The 24,174-nt window shown below is 74.2% G+C and carries 28 protein-coding genes, 1 pseudogene and 1 other annotated feature; of the genes and pseudogenes, 12 read left to right on the top strand and 17 right to left on the bottom strand.

The window, feature by feature from the left end; translation table 11 throughout:
* Window positions 1-136: pseudogene (locus GTR02_RS22850) on the bottom strand (IS3 family transposase); the annotation flags it as partial.
* Window positions 32-147: a sequence feature (AL1L pseudoknot), on the bottom strand. (Overlaps the previous pseudogene by 105 nt.)
* Before the next feature lie 123 nt (window positions 148-270).
* Between GTR02_RS22850 and GTR02_RS06790 the strand changes: the two are divergent.
* Window positions 271-486, top strand: coding sequence for a hypothetical protein (locus GTR02_RS06790; protein ID WP_166606720.1), 216 nt, complete (start codon window positions 271-273; stop codon window positions 484-486).
* A 140-nt stretch (window positions 487-626) separates the two neighbouring features.
* Here GTR02_RS06790 and GTR02_RS06785 read toward each other — a convergent pair whose 3' ends face one another.
* The 5 genes from GTR02_RS06785 to GTR02_RS06765 all read right to left on the bottom strand — a co-directional run bounded on the left by GTR02_RS06785 (window position 627) and on the right by GTR02_RS06765 (window position 4,926).
* Window positions 627-1,640, bottom strand: coding sequence for an amidohydrolase family protein (locus tag GTR02_RS06785; RefSeq protein ID WP_166606719.1), 1,014 nt, complete (start codon window positions 1,638-1,640; stop codon window positions 627-629).
* Window positions 1,637-2,677, bottom strand: coding sequence for a fumarylacetoacetate hydrolase family protein (locus tag GTR02_RS06780; RefSeq protein ID WP_166606718.1), 1,041 nt, complete (start codon window positions 2,675-2,677; stop codon window positions 1,637-1,639). The genes GTR02_RS06785 and GTR02_RS06780 overlap by 4 nt, the downstream gene beginning before the upstream one ends.
* Before the next feature lie 10 nt (window positions 2,678-2,687).
* Window positions 2,688-2,975, bottom strand: coding sequence for a hypothetical protein (locus GTR02_RS06775; RefSeq protein WP_166606717.1), 288 nt, complete (start codon window positions 2,973-2,975; stop codon window positions 2,688-2,690).
* Window positions 2,972-3,835 (bottom strand): DODA-type extradiol aromatic ring-opening family dioxygenase, encoded by an 864-nt coding sequence (locus tag GTR02_RS06770; protein ID WP_166606716.1) that lies wholly within the window; start codon window positions 3,833-3,835, stop codon window positions 2,972-2,974. The genes GTR02_RS06775 and GTR02_RS06770 overlap by 4 nt, the downstream gene beginning before the upstream one ends.
* A gap of 143 nt (window positions 3,836-3,978) precedes the next feature.
* A complete protein-coding gene (locus GTR02_RS06765; protein WP_205708770.1) occupies window positions 3,979-4,926 on the bottom strand; it encodes a LysR family transcriptional regulator in 948 nt (315 codons plus the stop codon).
* Between the two features lie 293 nt (window positions 4,927-5,219).
* Here GTR02_RS06765 and GTR02_RS06760 point away from each other — a divergent pair, with 293 nt between their 5' ends.
* On the top strand, window positions 5,220-6,077 hold the full coding sequence (locus GTR02_RS06760; RefSeq protein WP_166606715.1) for a RecB family exonuclease: 858 nt from the start codon (window positions 5,220-5,222) through the stop codon (window positions 6,075-6,077).
* A 49-nt stretch (window positions 6,078-6,126) separates the two neighbouring features.
* Here GTR02_RS06760 and GTR02_RS06755 read toward each other — a convergent pair whose 3' ends face one another.
* Window positions 6,127-6,855 carry an HAD family hydrolase gene (locus tag GTR02_RS06755; RefSeq protein ID WP_166606714.1) on the bottom strand — a complete coding sequence of 243 codons (729 nt, stop codon included), beginning with the start codon at window positions 6,853-6,855 and terminating at the stop codon, window positions 6,127-6,129.
* Window positions 6,856-6,880: 25 nt separating this feature from the next.
* On the opposite strand from GTR02_RS06755, the gene GTR02_RS06750 reads away from it, so the two are divergent.
* The 5 genes from GTR02_RS06750 to GTR02_RS06730 all read left to right on the top strand — a co-directional run bounded on the left by GTR02_RS06750 (window position 6,881) and on the right by GTR02_RS06730 (window position 10,425).
* Complete coding sequence (locus tag GTR02_RS06750) at window positions 6,881-7,741, top strand: PAC2 family protein (RefSeq protein WP_166606713.1); 861 nt, start codon at window positions 6,881-6,883, stop codon at window positions 7,739-7,741.
* 116 nt (window positions 7,742-7,857) lie between these two features.
* Complete coding sequence (locus tag GTR02_RS06745; RefSeq protein WP_166606712.1) at window positions 7,858-8,253, top strand: DUF805 domain-containing protein; 396 nt, start codon at window positions 7,858-7,860, stop codon at window positions 8,251-8,253.
* 110 nt (window positions 8,254-8,363) lie between these two features.
* On the top strand, window positions 8,364-8,996 hold the full coding sequence (locus tag GTR02_RS06740) for an AIM24 family protein (RefSeq protein ID WP_166606711.1): 633 nt from the start codon (window positions 8,364-8,366) through the stop codon (window positions 8,994-8,996).
* On the top strand, window positions 8,996-9,664 hold the full coding sequence (locus GTR02_RS06735; RefSeq protein WP_166606710.1) for an AIM24 family protein: 669 nt from the start codon (window positions 8,996-8,998) through the stop codon (window positions 9,662-9,664). Before GTR02_RS06740 ends, GTR02_RS06735 begins: the two co-directional genes overlap by 1 nt.
* On the top strand, window positions 9,661-10,425 hold the full coding sequence (locus GTR02_RS06730) for an AIM24 family protein (protein WP_166606709.1): 765 nt from the start codon (window positions 9,661-9,663) through the stop codon (window positions 10,423-10,425). The genes GTR02_RS06735 and GTR02_RS06730 overlap by 4 nt, the downstream gene beginning before the upstream one ends.
* 198 nt (window positions 10,426-10,623) lie before the next feature.
* On the opposite strand, the gene mshC is transcribed toward GTR02_RS06730, so the two are convergent.
* The 4 genes from mshC to GTR02_RS06710 form a co-directional block, all read right to left on the bottom strand.
* Entirely contained in the window at window positions 10,624-11,910 is a 1,287-nt protein-coding gene (gene mshC, locus GTR02_RS06725; RefSeq protein WP_338073632.1) for a cysteine--1-D-myo-inosityl 2-amino-2-deoxy-alpha-D-glucopyranoside ligase, read from the bottom strand.
* A 50-nt stretch (window positions 11,911-11,960) separates the two neighbouring features.
* A complete protein-coding gene (locus tag GTR02_RS06720; RefSeq protein ID WP_166606724.1) occupies window positions 11,961-12,836 on the bottom strand; it encodes an SCO1664 family protein in 876 nt (291 codons plus the stop codon).
* Between the two features lie 17 nt (window positions 12,837-12,853).
* The gene (locus GTR02_RS06715) at window positions 12,854-13,405 is read right to left on the bottom strand and encodes a DUF3090 domain-containing protein (protein WP_166606708.1); all 552 of its coding nucleotides are present in this window, start codon (window positions 13,403-13,405) and stop codon (window positions 12,854-12,856) included.
* 75 nt (window positions 13,406-13,480) lie between these two features.
* Window positions 13,481-14,215: an MSMEG_4193 family putative phosphomutase gene (locus GTR02_RS06710; protein WP_166606707.1), complete on the bottom strand. Its 735-nt coding sequence runs from the start codon at window positions 14,213-14,215 to the stop codon at window positions 13,481-13,483.
* Between the two features lie 79 nt (window positions 14,216-14,294).
* Between GTR02_RS06710 and corA the strand changes: the two genes are divergently transcribed.
* Entirely contained in the window at window positions 14,295-15,266 is a 972-nt protein-coding gene (gene corA / locus GTR02_RS06705; protein WP_166606706.1) for a magnesium/cobalt transporter CorA, read from the top strand.
* A gap of 37 nt (window positions 15,267-15,303) precedes the next feature.
* Here corA and GTR02_RS06700 read toward each other — a convergent pair whose 3' ends face one another.
* Both GTR02_RS06700 and GTR02_RS06695 read right to left on the bottom strand, forming a co-directional pair.
* On the bottom strand, window positions 15,304-16,146 hold the full coding sequence (locus tag GTR02_RS06700; RefSeq protein WP_166606723.1) for an undecaprenyl-diphosphate phosphatase: 843 nt from the start codon (window positions 16,144-16,146) through the stop codon (window positions 15,304-15,306).
* Between the two features lie 212 nt (window positions 16,147-16,358).
* Window positions 16,359-16,685, bottom strand: a complete 327-nt coding sequence (locus tag GTR02_RS06695) for a primosomal protein (protein WP_166606705.1) — start codon at window positions 16,683-16,685, stop codon at window positions 16,359-16,361.
* A gap of 38 nt (window positions 16,686-16,723) precedes the next feature.
* Between GTR02_RS06695 and GTR02_RS06690 the strand changes: the two genes are divergently transcribed.
* The 4 genes from GTR02_RS06690 to GTR02_RS06675 all read left to right on the top strand — a co-directional run bounded on the left by GTR02_RS06690 (window position 16,724) and on the right by GTR02_RS06675 (window position 20,202).
* Window positions 16,724-16,948, top strand: a complete 225-nt coding sequence (locus GTR02_RS06690; protein ID WP_166606704.1) for a DUF5703 family protein — start codon at window positions 16,724-16,726, stop codon at window positions 16,946-16,948.
* Between the two features lie 67 nt (window positions 16,949-17,015).
* Window positions 17,016-18,506: an amino acid permease gene (locus GTR02_RS06685; protein ID WP_166606722.1), complete on the top strand. Its 1,491-nt coding sequence runs from the start codon at window positions 17,016-17,018 to the stop codon at window positions 18,504-18,506.
* Window positions 18,507-18,611: 105 nt separating this feature from the next.
* Entirely contained in the window at window positions 18,612-19,721 is a 1,110-nt protein-coding gene (locus GTR02_RS06680) for an LLM class flavin-dependent oxidoreductase (RefSeq protein WP_166606703.1), read from the top strand.
* Entirely contained in the window at window positions 19,714-20,202 is a 489-nt protein-coding gene (locus GTR02_RS06675; protein ID WP_166606702.1) for a MarR family transcriptional regulator, read from the top strand. Before GTR02_RS06680 ends, GTR02_RS06675 begins: the two co-directional genes overlap by 8 nt.
* 33 nt (window positions 20,203-20,235) lie before the next feature.
* Here GTR02_RS06675 and GTR02_RS06670 read toward each other — a convergent pair whose 3' ends face one another.
* The 4 genes from GTR02_RS06670 to GTR02_RS06655 form a co-directional block, all read right to left on the bottom strand.
* On the bottom strand, window positions 20,236-20,748 hold the full coding sequence (locus GTR02_RS06670) for a cell wall-binding repeat-containing protein (RefSeq protein ID WP_166606701.1): 513 nt from the start codon (window positions 20,746-20,748) through the stop codon (window positions 20,236-20,238).
* Between the two features lie 253 nt (window positions 20,749-21,001).
* On the bottom strand, window positions 21,002-22,237 hold the full coding sequence (locus tag GTR02_RS06665) for a VWA domain-containing protein (protein ID WP_166606700.1): 1,236 nt from the start codon (window positions 22,235-22,237) through the stop codon (window positions 21,002-21,004).
* 69 nt (window positions 22,238-22,306) lie between these two features.
* A complete protein-coding gene (locus tag GTR02_RS06660; RefSeq protein WP_338073631.1) occupies window positions 22,307-22,993 on the bottom strand; it encodes a response regulator in 687 nt (228 codons plus the stop codon).
* Window positions 22,990-24,174: sensor histidine kinase (locus GTR02_RS06655; RefSeq protein WP_166606699.1), on the bottom strand; the 1,185-nt coding region annotated here is incomplete at its 5' end. The genes GTR02_RS06660 and GTR02_RS06655, both read right to left, overlap by 4 nt.

The following is a 24,174-nucleotide window of genomic DNA, read 5'->3' as shown; positions in this document are numbered from 1 at the left end:
GTGGCCGGGACTTCGCGGCGTAGTAGGTGCTCGGGGCGATCTGCAACTGCTCACAGACCGGCTCGACTCCGAGGTCGTCCTTGTTCTGATCGATGAAGTCGACGATCAGCGGTGTGGGCGGTCGAGCCCCGCAGCGTCACAGGATCGATCCCGAGCTGGCCCGCGACCCGCTTGATCGCGCCTGCCCGCCCGGTCGGGTCCCGGCGGGCATCGACGGCCATCCTGATCGCCCGCTCACGCAGCTCGTCGGGATACTTCCTCGGTGCAGCGATGGAGACCATCATCCTCTCGGAGGCGTCGATCGCAGGCCTCCATCAAACGCGGGCCTTGACAGTCGACGTGGTCCTGGCCGCGATGGACGGGTTGCAGATGCAGTGGCTGCGCGCTCCGGCAGACGTCGGACTAGCCGAGAGCTTCGCCGTCATCGCCGGCCTGGTGCGCGACGGCGGTCAGCTCACGGGGCGGGCTGCGCACGGTTCGCCCTGACGCCGGCGGGCACGTCACCGGAAGCACGCAGGTGCGTCAGCGGCCGCCGCTCCCGCGTGCCGAGTCTGGCGTTCGCCGCGCGCACGCCACCCCCGCACCCGCTCGGACGACGACTCCTGCGGCGGACGTCCGACGCGGGATCACCCGGTGGGGAGGCTGAGCAGGCGGGCGGCATTGGTGCTGCGCACCGCCTCCGTCGTGAGCGGGTCGAGACCGGCGGCCTCGAGCCGGGCCACCGGGTCCTCGACGCCCATGTCGAAGGGGTAGTCGCTGCCGAGCGTCACCGCGCCCGCCCCCATGACCGCCACCAGGTGCCGCAACTGCTGCGGCGTGTAGACGAGGGAGTCGACGTAGGTGCGTCGCAGCAGGGCGGACGGCGGCTCGGACGTCGTGCGGGCGTCGGGCCGGGTGGCCCAGGCGTGGTCTGCGCGCACCACGTAGGCGGGCAGGTAGCCGCCGCCGTGCGCCGACCACAGCTTCAGCGCCGGGTAGCGCTCCAGCACCCCGCTGAACAGCAGCCGCGACAGCGCGAGCGCCGTCTCGGTGGGGTTGCCGACCGTGTTGAACAGGTAGTACGCCCCCAGTCGCTCTCCGAGCGTGCAGCCCCACGGGTGGACGAGCACGGCGACGCCGAGCTCGGCGGCGGCCGCCCAGAACGGTCCGAGCGAAGGGTCGTCGAGTTCTCGGCCAGGGGCAGCGGCGGTCGGCACCTGGACGCCGCGTGCGCCGCCTCCGGCAGCTGTCAGCAGTTGCCGCACCGCCAGGTCGGGGTGCTGCAGCGAGACTGTCGCCACCGGTACCAGCCGGTCCGGCCGGCGAGCGCAGAACGCGAGGACCCCCTCGTTCGTCAGCTCGACGAACCTGGTCGCCAGGTCGCGGTCGGCCCAGGAGTGCGGCAGCGGCACCGGCGCGACCGCCTGCACGTCGACCCCGGCGGCGTCCATCGCGGCCAGCCGCAGGTCCAGGTCGAGCAGTTGTGGTCCCAACCGGGCGAGCTGTTCACGGTTGACCTCCAGCGAGGCGGCACCCAGCGCGGCGGCGTCGAGCGCTCGCTGGGCGTCGAGGCCGGGGTGACCCTGCAGGAGGGCGTCCGCAGCGGGCACCGCCAGGTGCGCGTGGACGTCGATCGCCGGTCCGGGGAGCGGTCGGGTCACGTGTTCGTCCACGCACCGAAGTGCGGAGACCGCCCGTGGGACTGCTCCGCGACGCAGCGGTTGCGCTGGCGACCCAGGTGCGTGATCTCCGCGTCGATCACGTCCCCGTGACGCAGGAAGCGGCCGTGGTGCTTGCCGTTGCCGGGTGGCGACCCCAGGAAGATGATGTCTCCCGGCACGAGGTTCACGCGCTCGGACGCGTAGGTGACGAACGCGGCCGGGTCGAAGATCATGTCGTTGGTGGGCCAGTCCTGCATGGTCCGCCCGTTGACCGCAAGCGTGGTGCGTGTGCTGTCGTCCAGCCTGAAGAACTGTGCGGGGACGACGAAGGGCCCCGCCACCTTGAAGGTGGGCTGGTGCTTGCTGACCCAGTCGTAGCCCCACGGGATGTCGGTGCGGCGGAACAGGTCCACCGTGCCGAGGTCGTTGACGATCGTGTAGCCAGCGATGAGGTCCGGCGCCTCCTCGGGGGTGACGTACCGGCCGGTCCGGCCGATGACCACGCCGAGCTCGAGCTCCCAGTCGGGTTCGTCGCCCAGCAACGGCAGGACGACGTCGTCGTTCGCGCCGGCCAGCGAGGAGTGCAACCCGGTCCAGAAGAACGGAGTGCCCTCGCGCGAACGCCGTTCCATGAGCGCGTAGTTGCGCTGGTAGAAGTCCTCGTCGCTCTCGCCGTCGAACCGGTTGTGCTGGTTGAACTCGTTCTTCGTCAGCATCTGGGCGGAGTGCGACTTGTAGTTCGCCCCCGCTCCCAGCAGGTTCGGGTGGGCCAGGGGCGGCAACGGGCGCAAACCCGCCAGCGGCCGGATGGCGCGACCCGAGGACGCCCACAGGTCGCCGAGGACGGCGAAGTTGACCGACCAGCCGTCGAAGACCTCGTGCAGGTCGCGGAACCGGTCGGACAGGTCGGTCACGGTCCCGTCGGAGCCGACCAGAGCGGGGAACGGACGACCGGCCTCGCTGTAGGTCGCGAGCGCGAAGGTGTCGCGGCGCAGGCCCGTGCGCTCGTCCGGGGCGTCCGGCACGTTCGTCGTCATCGGTGTGTCCTCACGTTCGCAGGTCCCGCAGTTCGAGACCTTCCAGCTGCGCCAGGTACTCGTGCACGAACTCCATGCTGAACCGCCCGGCCAGGCGGAGCGCGAAGTTGTAGAGCAAGAAGGGGTGGACACCCATCTCGAAGAGGGCCCGGACGTCTGCAGCGCCGAGCGCTGCCCGCTCGGCGTCGCTGAGGTCCCGCGTCGCCAGCGCGGTGTCCGGGTCCTCGACGATCCCCCGCGCCAGTTCCGGCTTCGCGGCGCCCTCCCAGAGCACCCGGTTGAGCGTGTACTTGCTCATGCCGTGCCCACCCCCGCACCCCACGCGAGGAACCCGGTCGGTGGGCCGTGGGGACTGGTGATCAGTTGCGCCTGCGCGGGCAGCTCGCCGCCCACCGCGCCGAGGGCGAACAGGTAGTCGAGGAACCCGTTGGTGCCGTTGCCCTGCGCCGTCAGGTTCTCGTAGGTGCTCTCGGCGAGCAAGGTGTCGACGTCACCCGTGGTGATCTGCTGCCAGACGCGGCGGTCCCACGGCGACGCCGGCTCGCGGGTGAACCTCATCATCGCGGGGCCGCCGATCGAGTTCGACAGGTGCCCACTGGCGATGATCGCCACCCGCAGGTCGGCCGGGTACGCCTCGACCATCTCCCGCACGGCCGCCCCCAGGTCGTAGAAGCGTCGCGAGGTCGCCACGGGGGGCGCCATGACGTTGGTGAACAGCGGGACGACGGGCAGGTCCTGCTCGGGGCGCAGGAACATCAGGGGAACGGTGAACCCGTGGTCCATGAGGAAGTCGTCGCTGTAGGAGAAGTCGATGCCGCGGGCGAAACCCTGGTAGAGCAGGTGACGCGCCACGTCACCCTGCAGGGCGACGTCGTAGGGGGTGATGCCGAACAGCTCTTGCTCGTGGACGAACGGGCCGCGGGCGCGCGCCGCCTTGCCGATGAGGAACGTCGGCATGTTGTCGTAGAACCACTGGTTGAAGTGGTCGCCGGACACCACGACGAGGACGTCCGGGCGGGCGGCCGCGAGGCGGGCGCGGAAACCGGCGAACTGCGCGATGGTCTGCTGCATCGGCGCCGGGGCGTCGGTCCGACGTGCGGCGACGCCCGGCAGCGTCGGATCGTGGGGGACGCACATCACCTCGACCACGGACGCCATCGCGGTTCCCTCCTCAGGTTTCGCCGTGCCATCGGAACCAGCCGGCTCCGCCCCCACCGTGCCGTGGCGCGAACCGCCGGGCAAGACCCCGAGCAGGCATGCCGACCATGCCGTTCACGCATGCACGGCTCGGTACGAGGCGTTCACGCCGGTCGAGGCTCGCCGCCCGTCGCGCCGGCAGCGCGACCGAGCACCTCACGGAACCACCGGTGCCCGGGGTCGTCGGTGGCCGAGGCGTCCCAGTACAGGGAGAGCACGTGGTCGTTGCGCGGTATCGGGCAGTCCAGGACGCGCAGTCCCGGCAGGTCGGCGTAGCGGGCCGCGAGCCGGGCCGGGACGACCGCGATCCGGTGGCTGTGGGCCACGAGGTCCGGCACGGCCGCGAACCCCCCCTCGACGACCACGTCCACCTGCGGGTCGATGCCGAGGCCCCGCAACTGCCGGACGGGCGGCGTGGCCCGGAACAGGGTCATCCCGAAGGAGGCCACCCACGGCAACCGGGCCAGGTCGTCAGGCGTCGGGGCGTCCCCGACGTCCGCGGCCGCTCCCGCGATGCACACCCAGCGGTCGGTGATCAGCCTCGCGCTGGGGTGCCCGCGCACGAAGCCCGGCGGCAGCACCGCCCCGTCGCAGCGGCGCACGACCTCCTCGAAGTCGGCCGTCGCGGTGCTCAACTGCTGCAGGACGAGCCGCACCCCGGGCGCCTCGGCGTGCAGGAGGTCGAGCAGCGGACGCCCGAGCATCGCGATCGCGTAGTCCGACACGGCGATGGTGAACTCCCGCTCGCTGCTCGCGGGGTCGAAGTCAGCGGCGAACACCGACTCCACCGCCGCGACCGCGTCGTCGACCCGCTCGAGCAGGCTCTGCGCCAGCGGGGTGAGGTGGTAGTCCTTCCCCGTGCGGACGAGGAGCTCGTCCCCGAAGCGCCGGCGCAGCCGGGCCAGGGCGCGGCTCACGGCGGGCTGGGTCAGCCCGAGGGCCTGGCCCGCGCGGGTGACGCTCCGCTCGCGCAGCAGGGCGCGCAGGACGGGCAGCTGCAGCAGGTCCTGGCTGCCGAGCGTGTTCCTCGTCGGCTGCGGGCGCCGGTCCACGGGGTACCTCCGGTGAGAGCGTGAGCGGGGCCGGTGGCCCCGGTCGAGGATGCCTGCCGCCGGACCGCGTCGCGACGGGGGCACCCCTCGACGGGAGGGCGCCGCCGCGACTCCCGAGCCGGCGCGACCGCGTTGCGGAGCGCTCTCGACGGCTGCACCAGACCGGACCGCGCCCGGGCCCGCTCGACGGCGTACATCCGTGCGTGTGGACCATGACAGGCGTCATGAGCTTGCGACGGATCAGGTGAGGGACGACACCGGCCGTGTCGGACCTCGCGCCTACAGTCCCCGCCATGCTCCCGTCGCCACCCGCCCCCGTGCCGCTGCCGGCGCCCGAGGTGCGGCGCCCCCGGGGCCTGTCCCCCTCCCGGGCGGCCGACTTCATGCGCTGCCCGCTGCTGTACCGCTTCCGCACGATCGACCGGCTGCCCGAGTCGCCGTCGCCCGCCGCCGCGCGCGGCACGGTCGTGCACGCCGTGCTGGAGCGGCTCTTCGACCTGCCCGCCGCGGAGCGGACGCCGCAGGCCGCGCGGGCCCTGCTCGGGCCGCAGTGGGAGGAGCTGCTCGAGCGCGAACCCCGGATGCAGGAGCTGTTCGCGGACGCGGAGACCCCGGCCGACGCCCTCGCCCGGTGGCTGCGCAGCGCCGAGGTGCTGCTCGACCGCTACTTCGAGCTGGAGGACCCGACGCGCCTGGAGCCCGCGGGCCGCGAGCTGCGCGTCGAGGTGCCGCTGGCCGACGGTCTGCTGCTGCGCGGGATCGTCGACCGCCTCGACGTCGCGGCGGGCGGTGAGCTGCGCGTCGTGGACTACAAGACCGGCCGCGCGCCGTCGGAGCTGTTCGAGGCGTCCGCGCTGTTCCAGATGAAGTTCTACGCGCTGGTCCTCTGGCGCTCCCGCGGCGTGGTGCCTCGGCTCCTGCAGCTGGTCTACCTCGGCTCCGGCGACGTGCTGCGCTACAGCCCCGACGAGGCCGACCTGCTCGCGACGGAGCGGAAGGTCCGCGCGCTGTGGGCGGCCATCGAGCTGGCCCGCGACACCGGCGACTGGCGGCCCAGCCCCGGCCGGCTGTGCTCCTGGTGCGACCACCGCGCCCTGTGCCCCGCCTTCGGCGGCGAGCCTCCCCCGCTCCCGGTCGAGGACGTTCCCTGACGCGCCGCGGGGGTGCGACGGGAAGGGTGCTGACGTCGGGGCGGACGCGTCAGGCGGCGAGCTCGTCCACGGGCTCCCCCGCGCCGACGGCGGCGAGTACGTCGAGGTCCACGGTCGCGAGCGAGGCCACGCGCGTGCGGCCCGCCGCGGCGGGGATGGGCACCATGTGGGGGCACGCGATGACCCGGCAGCCCGCGGCCTCGGCCGACGCCACCCCCGTCGGGGAGTCCTCGATCGCCACGCACGCGGCCGGGTCCACGCCGAGGTGCGCGGCGGCCGCCAGGTAGGGGTCGGGGGCGGGCTTGCCGCGCAGCACCTCGTCGCCCGCGACGACGACCGCGAAGCTGCCCGGCAGCAGGCGCGCGACGGCGTCGGCGAGCGAGCGGTAGGACATGGTCACCAGGGCGCACGGCACGCTCGCCGCGGCGAGCGAGCGCAGCAGCTCCAGCGCCCCGGGCCGCCACACGACCCCCGCGGCGAGCTGCGCGATGACGGCCTGCAGCAGGTGCTCGACGATGTCCTCCGGCGCCAGCACGACCCCGGTCTCGGCGGCGAGGTGGGCCGCGAGGGCGCGGCCGGTGTCGGGCAGGGCGCTGCCGACGAGCTGCAGGGCCTGCTCGTGCGTCCAGCTCGCCCCGTGGCCCGCGAGCAGGGCCTTCTCGGCGGCGATCCAGTGCGGCTCGGTGTCCACGACCGTCCCGTCCATGTCCCACAGGACCGCGGGCGGCAGCGGGCGCCCCGAGGGCGCGAGGGCGGTGGGCGCGGCGGAGGTCGGCATCGAGCGTGGAGTCTAGGCTTGCCGGGTGCCAGAGAAGCCTGCCGTCCCGGTCACCTTGCGCAACCCCGTCGTGCTGGCTGCGTTCGAGGGCTGGAACGACGCGGGCGAGGCCGCGAGCCAGGCCGTGGCCCACCTGCACGAGGTGTGGGGGGCGCAGGACCTCTACGAGTTCGACCCGGAGGAGTACCACGACTTCCAGGTCAACCGCCCGACCGTGCACTACGACGACGACGGCCGCCGCCAGCTGACCTGGCCGACGACCCGCATCAGCTACGCCCGGCTGCCCGAGGCCTCCCGCGACGTGCTCCTGGTGCGCGGGATCGAGCCGTCGATGCGCTGGCGCTCCTACGCCCGCGAGGTCGTCGAGCAGGCGGAGAAGGCGGGCGCGAGCCTGGTCCTCACCCTCGGCGCGCTGCTCGCGGACGTCCCGCACACGCGGCCCCTGCCGGTCACGAGCTCGAGCGAGGACGCGGAGCTGGCCGAGCAGCTGGCGCTGGAGTCCTCGCGCTACGAGGGGCCGACGGGCATCGTCGGCGTCGTGCAGGACGCGGTCGCGAACGCGGGGATCCCGTCGATGTCGCTGTGGGCCGCCGTGCCGCACTACGTCGGGCAGCCGCCGTCGCCCAAGGGCACGCTCGCTCTGCTGCACCGCGTCGAGGAGCTGCTCGACGTGTCCATCCCCCTCGAGGAGCTGCCCGAGCAGGCCCGCGCCTGGGAGCACGGGGTGGACGAGCTCGCCAGCGAGGACTCCGAGATCGCCGAGTACGTGGCCCAGCTGGAGGAGGCCAAGGACACCGCGGAGCTGCCCGAGGCCAGCGGCGAGGCCATCGCGCGGGAGTTCGAGCGCTACCTGCGCCGGCGCGACGACCCGCCGCGGCGCGCCTGAGGCGGATCCCCCGACCGGGTGAGTCCGCGCGTCCTGGCGCCCGCAGGACCTGAGAGCTGTCAGGGTGACTCAGCGTGTCGGGAGGCTCCCGCACGCTTCGACCGGGGGGTCACACCGTGAACTTCATGCAGGCGGTTCGTTCCGTCCTCAGCCAGTACGCCACCTTCTCCGGGCGCGCCCGTCGGTCGGAGTTCTGGTTCTTCACCCTCTTCAGCGTCCTCGTGTCGATCGTGGCCACCGTGATCGATGCCGCGATCGGCAGCGACCTGGGCGGTGGGACGGGTGTCGTGGGGCTCGTCGTCTCCCTCGCGCTGCTGGTCCCCAGCCTCGCGGTCACGTGGCGACGGCTGCACGACACCGACCGCTCCGGGGCGCTGGCGCTGCTGGCGCTGATCCCCCTCGTGGGCGCGATCATCCTGATCGTCTGGCAGTGCCAGGACTCCACGCCGGGCGCGAACCGCTTCGGGGCCTCGCCGAAGCCGGCGCTGCCCGGCGCGCCCCGCTGGTCCTGACCGGCTGGTCCCGACGGCGACACCCGGCGGAGGGCCTGGCACGACGGGGGCCGCGCCCGGCATGATCGCCGGGTCCGACGAGACGAGCACGGAGCGGGGGACGGCGAGCGATGGCCGGCTGGCGTCTGGAGTCACCGAGGGTCCTGGTCGTGGACCTCGATGGCAGCAAGGGCAGCGCCGTGCGCGCTGCGACCGGGTCGATGGTCGCCTACGAGGGCGACGTCAGCTTCAAGAACGCGGGCATGGGCGGCGGCGGTGGTCTCCGGGCGGCGCTGAAGCAGCGCGTCACCGGGGAGTCGCTGAACCTCATGGAGGTGACTGGCCGCGGCACCGTCCACTTCGCGGTCGGGGCCGGGTACGTCCTGGTGCTCGACCTCGCGGGGGATGTGCTCAAGGCCGAGTCCGAGGGGCTGCTGGCCCTGTCGGACTCCCTGCGCACCGACGTGACCTTCACGGGGCTGCAGGGCGCCTCCAGCGGGCAGGGGCTGTTCACCACGACGGTGACCGGCCACGGGCAGGTCGCGCTGATCTCCCTGGGTGGCCCGCCGATCGCCCTGCGGGTCTCCCCCGCCACCCCGCTGGTCGTCGACCCCGACTCCTACATCGGGTCCGTGGGCCGGCTGCAGCAGTCCTTCGTCACCGACGTCTCGTGGCGCAACCTCATCGGCGAGAGCTCCGGCGAGGCGTTCTCCCTGCGCTTCGAGGGCGACGGCGTCGTCTACATCCAGCCCGAGGAGCGCTGATGGGCTTCACGAAGGTCACCTCCAAGGTCGTGCTCGCCGAGGTGCGTCCCGGCGCCGAGGTCCTCGCCCGGCGCGGGGCGATGCTCGCGACCACCGGGCAGGTCCGCTTCTCCCCCGTCTCGGCCGGACCCGGCGGCGGTGGGTACGGCGGCGGCATCGCCTCGGCCCTGGGGCGCGCGATGCAGGGCGAGGCCGTCCCGCTGATGGTGGCGGAGGGTTCCGGGACCGTGCACTACGGCTTCCGCGGCCACCACGTCACCGTGGTCGAGCTCGACGGCAGCGAGCCGATGTCGGTGGAGGCGGACCGCCTCCTCGCCCACGACGCGTCGATGTCGTCGTCCGTGGTGTTCCTCGGCCAGCAGGGCGGGCTGCGGGGCGCCGTGCGCGGCGCCGTCACCGGCCAGGGGCTGTTCACCACTCAGCTGTCCGGCCGGGGTTCCGTGGCCCTGCTCTCCCACGGCGGGACGTTCGCCCTGCAGGTCGGGGGTTCCCGCCAGGTCGTCGTCGACCCGCAGGCCTACGTCGCGCACACCGGCAACCTCCGGGTCGACGTCAGCGCGTCCGTCGGCTGGCGCGACGCGGTCGGGCGCGGGTCCGGGGAAGCGGTGCAGCTGAAGGTGTCCGGCCAGGGCACCGTGTACGTCCAGGCGTCGGAGGAGAAGCTGTGAGCACCCAGCCGCTGGACCCGCAGACCCTGCCCGACCACGACAACCTGCCGGACAACGCCTACGCCTACTGCGTGCGGCTCACCGGCCCGCTGTTCATGCAGACGGGGCGGATGATCGCCTACTACCCCAGCGGCGGCGGCACGATCCGCTTCGAACCGCTGACGGCCACGTCCATGAGCTCCATGGTCGCCTCGCACTTCTCCTCCCCGCTGTACAGCCGGGACTGGGTCGTGGCGAACGGCCAGGGCCACGTGATCCTGGGCGACCGCGGGTACGACATCAATTCCTACGACCTCGACGACGGGAACCTCACGGTCCGCGCGGCGAACCTGCTGGCCTTCGACGCCGGTCTGGAGCTCAAGGAGTCGATCATCCCGGGGTTCCTGACCCTGCTCGGCACGGGGAAGTTCCTGGCCTCCTCCTCCGGCCCGGTCATCTTCGTGGAACCCCCCGTGCGGGTGGACCCGGAGGCCCTCGTCGGCTGGGCCGACTGCCCTGCACCGGCGCAGCACTTCGACGCCGGCTGGATGGGCCACTTCCTCGGGGCCGCGCGCGGCGCCGTGCTGGGCACCCGCTCGGGCGAGGAGCGGCAGTACGACTTCACCGGCGCCGGCACCGTGCTGCTGCAGTCGTCGGAGCGGATGCTGGAGGACCCGCACGTCGTGCGGCGCCTCGAGGGTGAGGTCCGCTCCCTCGGGGTGAACCAGCTGACGCACCTGCAGGGCGTGGTCAACGCCCAGCTCCAGCAGCACCGGCAGTGACCCCTCCCCTCCGCGACCGGGCGCAGCGCCCGGTCGCGGAGGACCGGTCGCGGCCGCCCCTTGTCCGGGCGGTGTTGCGGAGCGGCGGGAACGAGCAGAGGTGACGGGAACTCGGAGTCGGCTATAGTATACGAAGAATCACGGTGCACGACGGTGGCGAGGGTCAGGACCGCCGGCGATCAGCACCCCGGACGCGGCTCAGGCGGGCAGGACCACACCCAGCAGCGCGGACACCGTGCGCCGCACCAGGTCCGGGGCGCCGGCGTCCGCTCCCCCGCCCGTGAGCTGCGCCTCGACCCAGGCGTCGACCAGGGTCACGGCGCCCGGGGCGTCGAGGTCGTCGGCGATCCGCTCGCGGACCCCGTCCAGGAGCTCCCCCGCGGGCGGGCCCGACGGCAGCGCGACCGCGCGGCTCCAGCGCACGAAGCGCTCGCGCGCCGCGGTGAGGACGGCGTCGTCCCACTCCCAGTCGCTGCGCCAGTGGTGCGCGACGATCGCGAGGCGCACGGTGGCCGGGTCCTCCCCCGCCGCCACGAGCTTCGAGACGAGGACGAGGTTGCCGAGGGACTTGCTCATCTTCTCCCCGCCGAGCGACACCATCCCCGAGTGGGCGTAGACCCGGGCGAAGGAGCCGTCCTGCGGGCGCAGGACGTGCGCGTGCGACGCGCCCATCTCGTGGTGCGGGAAGACGAGGTCGCTGCCGCCGGCCTGCACGTCGATCGGCATGCCCAGGTGCTGCAGCGCGATCGCGGTGCACTCGATGTGCCAGCCGGGGCGCCCACGGCCCAGGACGCCGCCGTCCCACGACGGCTCGCCCGGGCGCTCCACGCGCCACAGCAGCGGGTCGAGCGGGTCGTGCTTGCCGGGGCGGTCCGGGTCCCCGCCGCGCTCGGCGGACAGCGCCCGCATCGTCGCGGCGTCGAAGCCGGAGACCGCGCCGAAGCCCGGGTCGGCGTCCACGCGGAAGTACACGTCGCCGTCCGGGGCCCCGCCGGCGCCGGGGACCCGGTAGGCCGCTCCGGCGTCCAGCAGGTCCCGGACCGACTGCGCCACGAGGTCGACGGCCTCGACGACGCCGAGGTACTGCTGCGGCGGCACCACGGACAGCGCCTGCATGTCCCCGCGGAACAGCTCGACCTGCGAGGCGGCCAGGTCGCGCCAGTCGACGCCCGTGGCGGTCGCCCGCTCGAGCAGCGGGTCGTCGACGTCGGTGACGTTCTGCACGTACGTCACGTCGTGCCCCGCGTCCCGCCACGCGCGCCCCAGCAGGTCGAAGGCGACGTAGGTGTTGGCGTGCCCCAGGTGGGTCGCGTCGTACGGCGTGATGCCGCAGACGTACAGCGTGACCGGCCCGGTGCCGTCCGCGCGGCCCGTGGGCACGAGCCCGCCGGACGCCGTGTCGTGCAGGTGGACCTGCCGCCCCCGGCCGGGGAGGGTGCCTCCTCCCGGCAGGGTCGCGGGGTCGGGGGCGGGCCAGGAACGCACCCCGGCAACCTACCCGCGCGCCCCGCGGGCCCCGACGGCGGGCGAGCGGCTCAGAACGGCGGCCACGGGATCGGGTTGCCGCCGCGCGCGCGGGGCAGCCGGTCGGCGGCGAGCAGCCGCTCGACGCGCTCCAGCGTCGCCACGACCTCCTCGACGCTCAGCAGGTCGGTGAGGACCTCGCCCAGCCGGTCGCCGAGGTCCTGCGCCAGGCGGGCGAGGACCTCGCGCTCCTGCGCGAGCAGGCGGGTCCCGCCGAAGCCCCACAGCACGGTCCGCAACTTGGGCTCGCCGTGGAACGTCAGGCCGTGGTCGACGCCGTGCACGGCCCCGCCCCACCCGGGCAGGACGTGCCCGCCCTTGCGGTCGGCGTTGTTCAGCACCACGTCCAGGACGGCCATCCGGCGCAGCCGGAGGTCGTCGGCGTGCACGAGGGCCACGGGCCGCCCGCGGCCGTCCTCGGCCGTCAGCACGGTCAGCCAGCCCGGCGGCACGCGCCGGACGCTGCAGATGTCGATGAGCCCCGCCCCCGGCTCGGGCAGGACGACCTCCTCGACGTCCTCGGCCGCCGCCGCCTCCTCCGCCGCGTCCACCCCCGCCTCGGGGTCGTCGTCGCGCGCGGGTTCGCGCGCCAGCCACAGCTGCACGCTGCCCGGGCCGAGGGGCCCGTCGCGGAAGACGGTGGGGGGCACGACGTCCCAGCCCGTCGCGGCCGAGACCGCGTAGGAGGACACCTCGCGGCGCGCGAGGGTGTCGTCGGGGAAGTCCCACAGCGGCCGCTCCCCCGAGACCGGCTTGTAGACGCACGCGACCTCGCCCCACTCCCCCGCGGCGACGGCGTACAGCGTCGCGTTCGAGGCGTCGGCCAGGCGGCCGCGGATCACGAGCTCCCCCGTGGCGAGGCGGTCGAGCGCCTCCGCCTCGGTCAGCCCGGCGAACCCGCCGTTCAGCGCCGGTAGCCGTTCGCGCGCGGGCAGATGTGGCCGGACGCGTCGAGCGGGCCGGTGCAGAACGGGCAGGGCGGGCGTCCCGCGGCGACCAGGCTCAGGGCCCGCTGCGTGAACGCCCGGGCGCTCGGCCCGTCGAGGCTCACGCGCAGGACGCCGCGGGCCGGGTCGGGCTCCGTCGGCAGCTCCGGGTCGGTGTCGCCGTCGTCGACCTCGAAGCACTCGATGACGACGACGTCGCGCTCACCGTCCCAGGCCAGGCTCATGGTGCCGACGCGGAACTCCTCCTCGATCGGCACCTCCAGCGGGGCGGTGTCCTCGGTCCCGGCTGCGGCGAGCGCGGGGACCGGGGCCTGACCGCCCGAGCGCCGGACGATCTCGTCGAGCAGCTCCCCCACCCGCTCGGCGAGCGCCGAGACCTGGGCCTTCTCGAGGGCGACGGAGGTCAGGCGTCCACCCGAGCGCGCCTGCAGGAAGAAGGTGCGGGATCCGGGTTCGCCGACGGTGCCCGCCACGAAGCGTTCGGGCGGGTCGTAGTCGTGGACCGGCATGAGCAGGACCCTACGCCGCGCCGCGCGAGGCGCAGGAGGAGGCGCAGGAGGAGGCGCCGGGGACCGTGGGGCGGCTCACGTGCCGGTGCTCCCGCCGACGACCGCGTCGGAGGACGCGGGGGCGCTGGAGCGGCGGCGGCGGGTCGACTTCTTCGGGGCGGGCGCGAACGGGGTCAGGTCGCCGCCGCAGTCGTTCATCCGCACCACGAAGGGCCGCAGGGGGGCGTAGCGGACGGCCGAGACGGAGCAGGGGTCGGCCGTGATGCGCTGGAAGAGGTCCAGGTGCAGGCCGAGCGCGTCGGCGAGGACGGCCTTGATGATGTCGCCGTGGGTGACGGCGACCCAGACGGCGTCGTCGCCGTGCTCGGCGGCCACGCGGGCGTCGTGCTCGCGGACGGCGCCGACGGCGCGGGCCTGCATGGCGGCCAGGCCCTCGCCCTGGGGGCCGGGGAAGACGGCCGCGGAGGGGTGCACCTGGACGGTGTTCCAGAGCGGGTGCTTGACGAGGGTCTTGATCTCCTTGCCGGTCCAGTCGCCGTAGTGCGCCTCGCCGAGCCGGTCGTCGGTGCCCAGCGCGGGGCGGGGGCCGGTGGGGCCGTCGACGGCCAGCAGGGCGGCCGCGGTCTCCTGGCAGCGTTCCAGCGGGGAGGCGACGACGGCGGCGAGGGGGACGGGCGCGAGGCGGGCGGCCAGGGCGGCGGCCTGCTCGCGACCGCGGTCGTCGAGGTGGACGTCGGGGGTCCAGCCGGCGAGCACGCCGGCGGTGTTGGCGGTGCTGCGGCCGTGGCGGACGAGCAGGAGGGTCGGCACCCGCGCAGCCTAGGTCGGGAGCGTCCACCGCGCGGTCGGCGCCCCGGGCGCACCCAGGTGGGAGGGGGAGGATGGCCGGGTGATCGTGGACGTGGCGACGTACGCGGAGGGGCACCGCGAGGAGGTCTCCGACATCGGTGCGGCCCTGGCGCGGTGCCGGGAGCACGACCACGGCTTCCTGTGGCTGGGGCTGAAGGACCCGACGGCGGAGGAGTTCGCGGGCGTCAGCGAGCAGCTGGGGCTGCACCGGCTCGCCGTGGAGGACGCGGTCGTGGGCCACCAGCGCCCGAAGGTCGAGCGCTACGGCGACTCGGTGTTCGTGGTGCTGAAGGTGCTGGAGTACCACGAGGACCGCGCGAGCGTGGAGACGGGCGAGATCATGCTATTCGTCGGCGAGCGCTTCGTCGTGACGGTGCGCCGCGGCGAGGTGGGGTCGCTGACGCCGGTGCGGCAGCTGCTGCAGCGCGAGCAGCACCGGCTGCGGCACGGGCCGCGGGCCGTGCTGCACGCGGTGCTGGACCACGTGGTGGACGGGTACGTCGCGATCGACGGTGAGCTGGACCAGGACGTCGCGGAGGTGGAGGAGCAGGTGTTCTCCCCCGAGCGGTCCTCGGACGCGCAGCGCATCTACGCGCTGAAGCGGGAGGTGCTGGAGGTGCACCGGGCCGCGGCGCCGCTCGTGACCCCGCTGGAGCAGCTCGTGGACCGCGACGGCAGCGACCCCGAGGACCAGGCGCTGTTCGTGCTGCGCGACGTGCTGGACCACCTGGTGCGCACGGTGGAGCACGTGGAGGGCTACGACCGGTCGCTCACGGACATCCTCAGCGCCCACCTGGCGCAGGTGTCCGTGCGGCAGAACGAGGACATGCGCAAGATCTCGGCGTGGGCGGCGATCTTCGCGGTCCCGACGCTCATCGCGGGCGTGTACGGCATGAACTTCCAGCACATGCCGGAGCTGTCGTGGCGCTTCGGCTACCCCGGCAGCCTCGCGCTGATGCTCGGGGTGTGCGTGCTCATCCACCGCTCGTTCAAGCGGTCCGGCTGGCTCTGAGGGGTCCCGGCGCGGGCCGGGCCGCGCCGGGCGGCCCTCAGCCGAAGGCGCCCGTCGTCAGGGCGGGCAGCGCCCCGGCCAGCACGAGCCCGTAGACCACGACGGCGAGGACGAGGCGGTACACGACGAAGGGCGTGTAGCTGTGCGTGGAGATGTAGCGCATCAGCCAGGCGATGACGACGTAGCCGACGACGAAGGACACGACGGTGGCGACGATCGTGGGTCCCCAAGGCACGGCGGTGCCGTTGGTCAGCTCGTCGTAGAGCTGGTAGAAGCCGGAGAGCAGGACGGCCGGGACGGCCAGCAGGAACGAGAAGCGGGTCGCGGCCTCGCGGGTGTAGCCCAGCAGCAGCCCCATGGTGATGGTGCCGCCGGAGCGGGAGACGCCGGGGATGAGGGCCAGCGACTGCGCTGCGCCGAACAGGAGACCGTGCTTCCAGGTCAGCCGGTCCAGCGTGCGCTCCTTGCGGCCGCGGCGGTCGGCCCAACCGAGGATCAGCGCGAACAGCCACAGCGTGGTCCCGATGACGAGGAACCCGCGCAGCGTGCTCTCGATCTGGTCCTGGAAGAGCAGGCCCAGGACGCCGATGGGGATGGTGCCGGCGATGACGAGCCAGCCCATCCGCGCGTCCGGGTCGTCGCGCGGGAGCGCACCCGTGAGCGAGCGCACCCAGTGGCTGACGATGCGGGCGATGTCCTTGCGGAAGAACAGGACGACGGCGGCCTCGGTGCCGAGCTGGATGATCGCGGTGAACGCGGCCCCGGGGTCGTCGGCGCCGATGAGGGTGCCGACGATCGCCAGGTGGGCGCTGGAGGAGATCGGGAGGAACTCCGTCAGGCCCTGCACGAGCCCGAGGAGGAGGGCCTCACCCACGCCCATGCTCACCGGGCGCACCCCGCGGGGGCGGCGGTCGGGAGGGTCAGGACGGTCGAGGCTGCGGCACAGCGCAGGGTCGCCGCACGAGAGCGAGCAGTGAGCACGGCGCGGACACTAGCGGGTGCGCCGGGCCGCACCACGGCACCGCCGGGGGCGGCCACGACAGGCCCCGACCACGGTCACCGGACCTCCACACCCGGCGGGGGCCGGGGCGCTCAGCGGCGGGAGTCGGCGGGGGCGCCGGGCACGACGTCGTCGTCCGCGTCGTCGTCATCGTCCTCCGCGTCGTCGTCCTCGTCCTCCGCGTCGTCGTCCTCGTCGTCGTCGCGGTCGTCCTCGACGTCGTCGTACAGGACGAGCGGCGTGACCTCGTCGTAGGCGGAGTACAGGGAGTCGTCGTAGACCTCGAAGGCCTCCGCGACGCGCTGGTAGGCGGCCGCCACCGCGGGGTCGGCCTCGCCCCGGCGGTTGGCGGCCACGTCGAGGTGGCCCTCGAGCGCCGCGACGAGGCGCGCGAGGGCGGCACGCGGATCCGGGGTCATGGGCACGACCGTAGCGGAGCGGGGTCACAATGGGTGCGATGGTTGCCGACACCTCGTCCGGGCCCCGCTCGTCGCCGCCCGAGCAGTACGAGTACCGCGTCCTGACGCTGCCCCGCGAGACCTCGCGCTCCGAGGCGCGGCGCCTGCTCACCGAGCACGCCGAGTACGGCCACTGGGAGCTGGCCCGGGTCCGGCTGTACCTCGGCGGTCACCGCAGGGTGTGGCTGCGCCGGCGCATCATCCGGGTCGCCCGCACGAGCTGAGGTCGCTACCTTCACGACGACCGTCGCAGCGGCGGCCGCCCTGCGAGGTGGAGGTCCTGCCGTGGGCATGTTCCGGACCAAGAGCGTCGAGGACGCCATCGCGACGACGGACGAACCCGGGCACCGGCTGAAGAAGTCGCTGGGCGCCTGGGACCTCACCGTCTTCGGCGTCGGCGTCATCATCGGCACCGGCATCTTCGTCCTCACGGGTGAGGCGGCGGGCACGCGCGCCGGGCCGGCCGTGGCGATCTCCTTCGTCGTGTCCGGCCTCGTGTGCGCCCTCGCGGCGCTGTGCTACGCCGAGTTCGCCTCGACGGTGCCGGTCGCCGGGTCCGCCTACACGTTCTCCTACGCCAGCCTGGGCGAGGTCGTCGCCTGGATCATCGGGTGGGACCTCGTCCTCGAGCTGGCCCTGGGCGCCGCGACGGTGGCGGTCGGCTGGTCCAGCTACGCGGCGGACCTGCTGAGCCAGACGATGGGCCTGCAGCTGCCGGCCTGGATGTACTCGAGCAGCCCGAGCCTCACGTCGCCCAACCTCATCGCCGCGGGCGTGATCGTGGTGCTCACCCTCGTCCTGTGCGTGGGCACCAAGGCGTCGGCGCGGGTCAACGCCGTGATCGTCGGCATCAAGCTGCTCGTCGTGGCGATCGTCATCGTCGCGGGCCTCTTCCACGTCAAGGCCTCCAACTACTCCCCGTTCGTCCCGCCGACGGGCGCCCCCAGCGCGTCCAGCGAGCCGGCCGACCCGGCGCTGTGGCAGGACCTGGGCCTGCCGCTGGGCACCTTCGGCGTCGGCGGCATCCTCACGGCCGCCGCGCTCGTGTTCTTCGCCTTCATCGGCTTCGACATCGTCGCGACGGCCGCGGAGGAGACGAAGAACCCGCAGCGGGACATGCCGCGCGGCATCTTCGGCTCGCTCGCCATCTGCACGGGCCTCTACGTGGTCGTGTCCCTGGTCATCACGGGGATGGTGAAGTACGACCGCATCAGCGTGGAGGCCCCGCTGGCCGCCGCCTTCCGCGACGTGGGCGCGGACCTGGTCGCCACCCTCATCAGCGTGGGCACGGTCGTCGGGCTGCTGACGGTCATGATGATCCTCATGCTCGGCCAGAACCGGGTGCTCTTCGCGATGTCGCGCGACCGCCTGATCCCCGGCTGGTTCTCCCTGGTCGACGACCGCACGGGCGTCCCGGTCCGCATCACGGCCATCACCGGAGCCGTCGTCGCGGTGGTCGCGGCCTTCACCCCGATCAGCGACCTCGCCGAGATGGTCAACATCGGGACCCTCTTCGCCTTCGTGCTCGTCTCGATCGGCGTGATCGTGCTGCGCCGCACGCGGCCGGACCTGCCGCGCGCCTTCCGGATGCCCCTCGTGCCCGTGCTGCCGATCATCTCCGCGGTCGCCGCGTTCGTCCTCATGGGCTTCCTGCCCGGGCAGAGCTGGGTGCGCCTCGGCATCTGGATGGGCATCGGCCTCGTCGTGTACCTGGCCTACGGCTACCGCACGTCCCGGCTGGCCAGGCCCGCGCGCGAGGACGCCGGCTCCTCGTCCTCCTGAGCCGCCAGCCCGGGGGCGGGCGCAGGGGCACCGGGGAACAAGCCCGAGGGGTGCCCCGTTGGGCCAGGTACATGCAAACGCATGGACTTGCGACGAGGAGTGGTCATGCAGATCGGGATCTTCAGCGTCGGGGACATCACCCCCGACCCGACGACGGGGCGCACGCCCACCGGCGCCGAGCGGATCAAGGCGCTGACCACGATCGCCCAGCACGCCGAGGAGGTCGGGCTCGACGTCTTCGCCGTCGGCGAGCACCACGACCACCCGTTCGTGCCGTCGGCCGTCACGACCATGCTCGCCTGGATCGCGGCGCGGACCACCCGGCTGACGCTGTCGACCTCGATCACCCACATCACGACCAACGACCCGGTGCGCATCGCGGAGGACTTCGCGATGCTGCAGCACCTCTCCGACGGGCGCACCGACCTCATGCTGGGCCGCGGCAACACCGGCCCCGTCTACGACTGGTTCGGCAAGGACCCGCGGCGCAGCGTCGAGCTGACCGTGGAGAACTACCAGTTGCTGCGCCGGCTCTGGGACGAGGAGGTCGTCGACTTCGAGGGCGAGTTCCGCACCCCCCTGCACGGCTTCACGTCCACCCCGCGCCCGCTGGACGGCGTCGCCCCCTTCGTCTGGCACGGGTCGATCCGCACGCCGCAGGTCGCGGAGATCGCCGCGTACTTCGGCGACGGCTACTTCGCCAACAACATCTTCTGGCCGAAGGAGCACTACATCCGGCTGATCGACCTGTACCGCCAGCGCTACGCCCACTACGGCCACGGCGCACCGGAGCAGGCGATCGTCGGGCTCGGTGGGCAGGTCTTCATGCGGCCGAACTCGCAGGACGCCGTGCGGGAGTTTCGGCCCTACTTCGACGACGCCCCCGTCTACGGGCACGGGCCGTCGCTGGAGGAGTTCACCGCGCAGACGCCGCTCACCGTCGGCAGCCCCGCCGAGGTCGTCGAGAAGACCCTGACCTTCCAGGAGTTCTTCGGCGACTACCAGCGCCAGCTCTTCCTGCTCGACCACGCCGGTCTGCCGCTGAAGACGGTGCTGGAGCAGCTGGACCTGCTGGGCGGGGAGGTCGTGCCCGTGCTGCGCAAGGAGTTCGAGGCGCGGCGCCCCGCGCACGTGCCGAGCGACCCGCCGACCCACGCCACGCGCGTCGCCGCCCGCGACGCGGCCCTCGCGGCCGGCGAGAGCGTCGGTGTCTGACGAGGACGCCGTCGACCGCGGCCCGGGACGCACCCGGGCCGCGGTCGACGCCTGGGAGGCCGTCTTCCGGCTGCAGGCGACCCTGCTGCGCCGGCTCGCCGCCGACGACGTCTGGGAGGACCTCGGCGTCCGCGAGTACGACGTGCTGCACACCCTGTCGCGCCGCCCCGGCGGCCGCGCCCGGCTGGGCACCCTCAGCGAGGAGGTCTACCTCCCCCAGCCCTCGCTCAGCCGGCTCGTGGACCGCCTCGAGCGGCACGGCCTGCTCGCGCGCGAACCCGACCCGGGCGACCGCCGCGGCGTGCTCGTCGCGCTGACCGACGAGGGCGCCGCCCGGCAGCGCCGCATCGGGGGCCGGCACGCCGCGAGCATCGCGCGGCACCTGGGCGAGATGGAGGCCGGGGAGCTGGCCGACCTCACGCGGCTGGCCCGCGCGGCGCTGGACCGGGCCACGGCCTCGGCGACCGACCAGGCGCCCTGACCTCGAGCCCCCGGACGACCGGTTCCCGACCGCTCAGAGGTCCAGGCAGGCGCTCGGGTCGGCGTACCGCTCGGCCTCGTGGAACACCGCGTCGGAGACGGCCGACGGGCCCCCCAGCACCACGACGAAGCAGGGCCGCAGGCGCTCGAGCTCGGTCCGCGTCACCTCGGGCAGGCGGTCGCGCTCGGTGAGCAGCAGCGGGCCGGCGCCGTAGCCGGCCGATCCCCAGGCGAGGGCGTCGGGGAACGCCGTCCCGGAGGCCAGCACGACCTCGATCGCGCCGTCGTCGCCCCACGTCGCGCGGGAGATCTCCACGGCCGTCGCGTACCGGTCCGCCCCGTCCAGGCGCACGTTGCCCCGGGCGGTGACGCTCGAGCGCAGCTCGGCCCGCCCCGAGGTCTCGTACCGCGGGGACGACGTGGTCGGCTCGGTGGTCGACGACGTCGACGACGCGGGGGTGTCGTCGGCCGCGGCGCTGCCCGCCGTGACGAGACCGGCGCCCAGCAGGACGGTGGCGACGAGCGCGGCGGTGGTGGTGGTGCGCATGGGGGTGTCCTCCGGACCGGGGAAGCCGACGGGAGATCACCGTCGGTCACGACGAGGATCACCGCGGCCCCGGGCGGTTCCGCGGGTTTCCGCGCGGCCCTGGACCGGTCGGGGGACGGGGACCACCCGATGTCCCCTGTCCTTCGCACTCTCCGTCGAGGCGCCGAGACGCTGCGTGACGGGTCGGTGGGGCCGCTCGGCGCTCCCGGACCGGTGACGGCGACGGCGACGGCGAACAGGGCGGGGCGGCCGCTCAGCGCAGCCCGGCGACCGCGGGGTGGCCTGCGGGGTAGTAGCTGCGCATCCACGCCGGGAACTCCGCGAGGATCCGCTCGTACAGCTCGGGGTCGGGGACCTGGTCGATGTCGTCGAGGGCGAAGAACCCCGTGTTGTCGTGGCGGCGGCCCGTCAGGGTGTCCAGGCGCTGCAGGACGCCGTAGTTGCTGCGTCCCAGCCCGATGAACTGCCAGAAGACCGGCTCGTCCTCCACGGCCCGCAGCGCCCGCTCCGTGCCCTTGTCGTCGGTCACCCCGCCGTCGTGGAAGAACAGCACGAGGGTGGGGATGTCGAGGGGTTCCGCGCGGACGTAGCGGGCCACGTCCTCCACCGTCGCGGCCTCGTTGTTCCAGCCCCCCGCGTCCTTGTAGCGGGCCGCGGCGTACCGCTCGATCCACTGCGGCAGCGTGGCGATGGTGAGGTCGTCCAGGCGGCGGGCCTCGGCCCCCATGGCCCACGCCTGCATCTCGGCGCCGTCGTCGACCTGCGCGGCGACGGGCGCCACCCGCTCGACCGCGCGGGCGACGACCCCCTTGCGGTAGAGCCCGCCCGTGCTGCCGGAGACGTCGAGGACGAGCACGACCCGGCACCGCAGCCCCACGGCGCGCTGCTCGGTCAGCACGCGCGCCACCTGCTCCTTGCGCAGGTTCAGCGCCGTGCGCATCGCAGGCGGCAGCCGGTCCTCGCCCTTCGTGAACGACACCCCCGACGGGACCGGCGCGGGCTCGCTCTCCTGGGCGGGCGCGGGGTCGACGTCGACGCCGAAGTCGGTGGCCAGCCCGGCCAGGCCGTCGTCGTAGCCCTGGCCGACGGCCCGCAGCTTCCAGCCGTCCCCGCGCCGGTAGAGCTCGGCGATGACCGCGACCGTCTGGCTGCTCAGCCGGCCGGGCGTGACCTCGAGGTCCTCCCCGCCGTGGCGCAGCGTCAGGGACACCGCCAGGCCGGCGAACGTGCGGCCCTCCTGCTCGGGGCCGGCCACGACCACGACGCGGTCCGCGCCGGGCCGCAGCGCGTCGAGGTCGAGGTGCAGGGTGCGGCCCTCCAGGCGGACCCCGGCGCCGGTCGGCTGGTTGAAGAACACCATGTCGGCGTCGGAGGCGACGCGGCCGTCGGCGCTGACGACGAGAGCCGTCACGTCGACGGGCCCCGTCAGCGTGACGCTCGGCGTGCGGCCGAGCAGGGGGGCGTTCGCACCGTCGGGGAGGGCAACCATGCTCCCGTCCTACCGCACCGTCGTCCTGCTGCACCGTCGTCCTGCACGGCGCGCCGCGGCACCACCGGCTCACGGCGCGGTCAGGCCCGCGTCGCGCGCGACGAACGCGGCCTGCACGCGCGAGGCGACCCCCAGCTTGGCGAGGACGCGGCTGACGTGGGTCTTCGCGGTGAGCGGGGAGATGACCAGCCGCGCGGCGATCTCCGCGTTGGAGGCACCCTCGGCGAGGCAGCGCAGGACGTCCACCTCGCGCGCCGTGAGCTCCGAGAGGTCGACCGGCGCGGGCCGCCGCGGTTCCGGGGTCGTCGCGAACGCCGTCAGCAGGGTGCGGGTCACCTCCGGCGTGACGACGCCCTCGCCCGCCGCGACGGTGCGGACGGCCGCGACGAGCTCGTCCGCCCCGGCCGTCTTGAGCAGGTAGCCGGCGGCGCCGGCGCGCAGGGCGCCCAGCACCAGGTCGTCGACGTCGAACGTCGTGAGCACGAGCACCTGCGCCGAGGCGTCCTGGACCACGGCGCGGGTGGCGGCGATGCCGTCGGTGCCGGGCATGCGCAGGTCCATCACCACGACGTCGGGGCGCAGGGCCCGGCACTGGGCGACCGCCGACGCGCCGTCCGCGGCCTCCCCCACCACGACGACGTCGCCCCGCGCCTGCAGCAGCGAGCGCAGCCCGGCGCGCACGGCCGCGTGGTCGTCGGCGAGCACGACGCGGACCACGCCGTCCCGCGGCGCCTGCACCTGCGCCGCACCGTTCACGCGGACCCCCCGGCGGCGGGCCGGGCGGGCACGCGCACGTGCACGCACCAGCGCTGCCCCTCGTCCGGGCCGGCGCGGAAGCGACCCCCGAGCGCCTCGGCGCGCTCGCGCATCGTCAGCAGGCCGTGCCCGGTCACGACCGCGGCGGCCCCGGGCGCGGCCTCACCGGCCGCGGGCCCCCGCGGGGCGGGCGGCGCCGGGGAGGCGACGTCGAGCACGACGTCGTCGCCGTCGCGGGCGAGCGCCACGCTCACCGGGCCCGCCCCCGCGTGCTTGCGGGCGTTGGTCAGGGCCTCCTGCAGCACGCGGTGCACGGCCTGCCCGGTCACGGGGGCCACCTCGCCGAGGTCGTCGTCGACCGCGACGCGCAGGTCCAGCCCCCCGGCGCGGGCCAGGTGCACGGTCTCGCCCACCGCGGCCAGGCCCGGGGCGACGACGGCGGGATCGGCGGGACGTCCCGAGCGCATGAGGTGGATCATCGTGCCCATCTCGCGCAGCGACGCCACGCTGGCCGCCCGGATGCCCTCGAGCACGGCCGTGTCCCCGCCCTGCGCCCGCGCCGCGACGAGCGCCGCCTCGGACTGCAGGGCGATCGCGGACAGGTGCCCGGCGACGGTGTCGTGCAGGTCCCGCGCCATCGCGACCCGCTCGTCGCGCACCACCTGCGCCGCCTGCAGCGCGGCGCGCTCCGTCGCCGCCTGCGCCAGGGCGCTCTCGCGGAGCACGTCGCGCGACCACCACACGGGGATGAGCAGGACGGCCGCGCCGGAGAGCACCGTGCCGACGACGGCACCCGCCCCGGCCCCGGCGATGCCGACGGCGGCCCCGCCGGCCACGACGAGGAGGAAGGCGCCGGACTCGACGAGGGTGCGGCCGCGCGGCGTCGTGCCCGTGTGCGCGCGGTTGAGGACGTGGGCGAAGGCCACCACGGTGCCGATGGAGCCGCCCAGCACGGCGTCGCCCGCGAGCGCCGCGATCGCGAGGACGACGGCGGTGAGCGGGCGGCGGCGCGTCAGGAGGGCCGCGCCGCACACCACCGCGAGGGGCAGCAGGAACCAGGGCGACCCGGCGGGCGCCGGATCGGGCACGTCGGTGTAGCTGTTCGTCACCCCGAGCGCCACGAGCGCGGCGCCGACGACGGCCAGCCCGACGGCGCCCGGCACGTCCTGGCGGACGGAACC

The sequence above is a fragment of the Kineococcus siccus genome (genome assembly GCF_009906795.1).
GTDB lineage: Bacteria > Actinomycetota > Actinomycetes > Actinomycetales > Kineococcaceae > Kineococcus > Kineococcus siccus.
The sequence above is the reverse complement of the archived record's forward strand: the minus strand, read 5'-3'. Positions and strand labels throughout refer to the sequence as shown.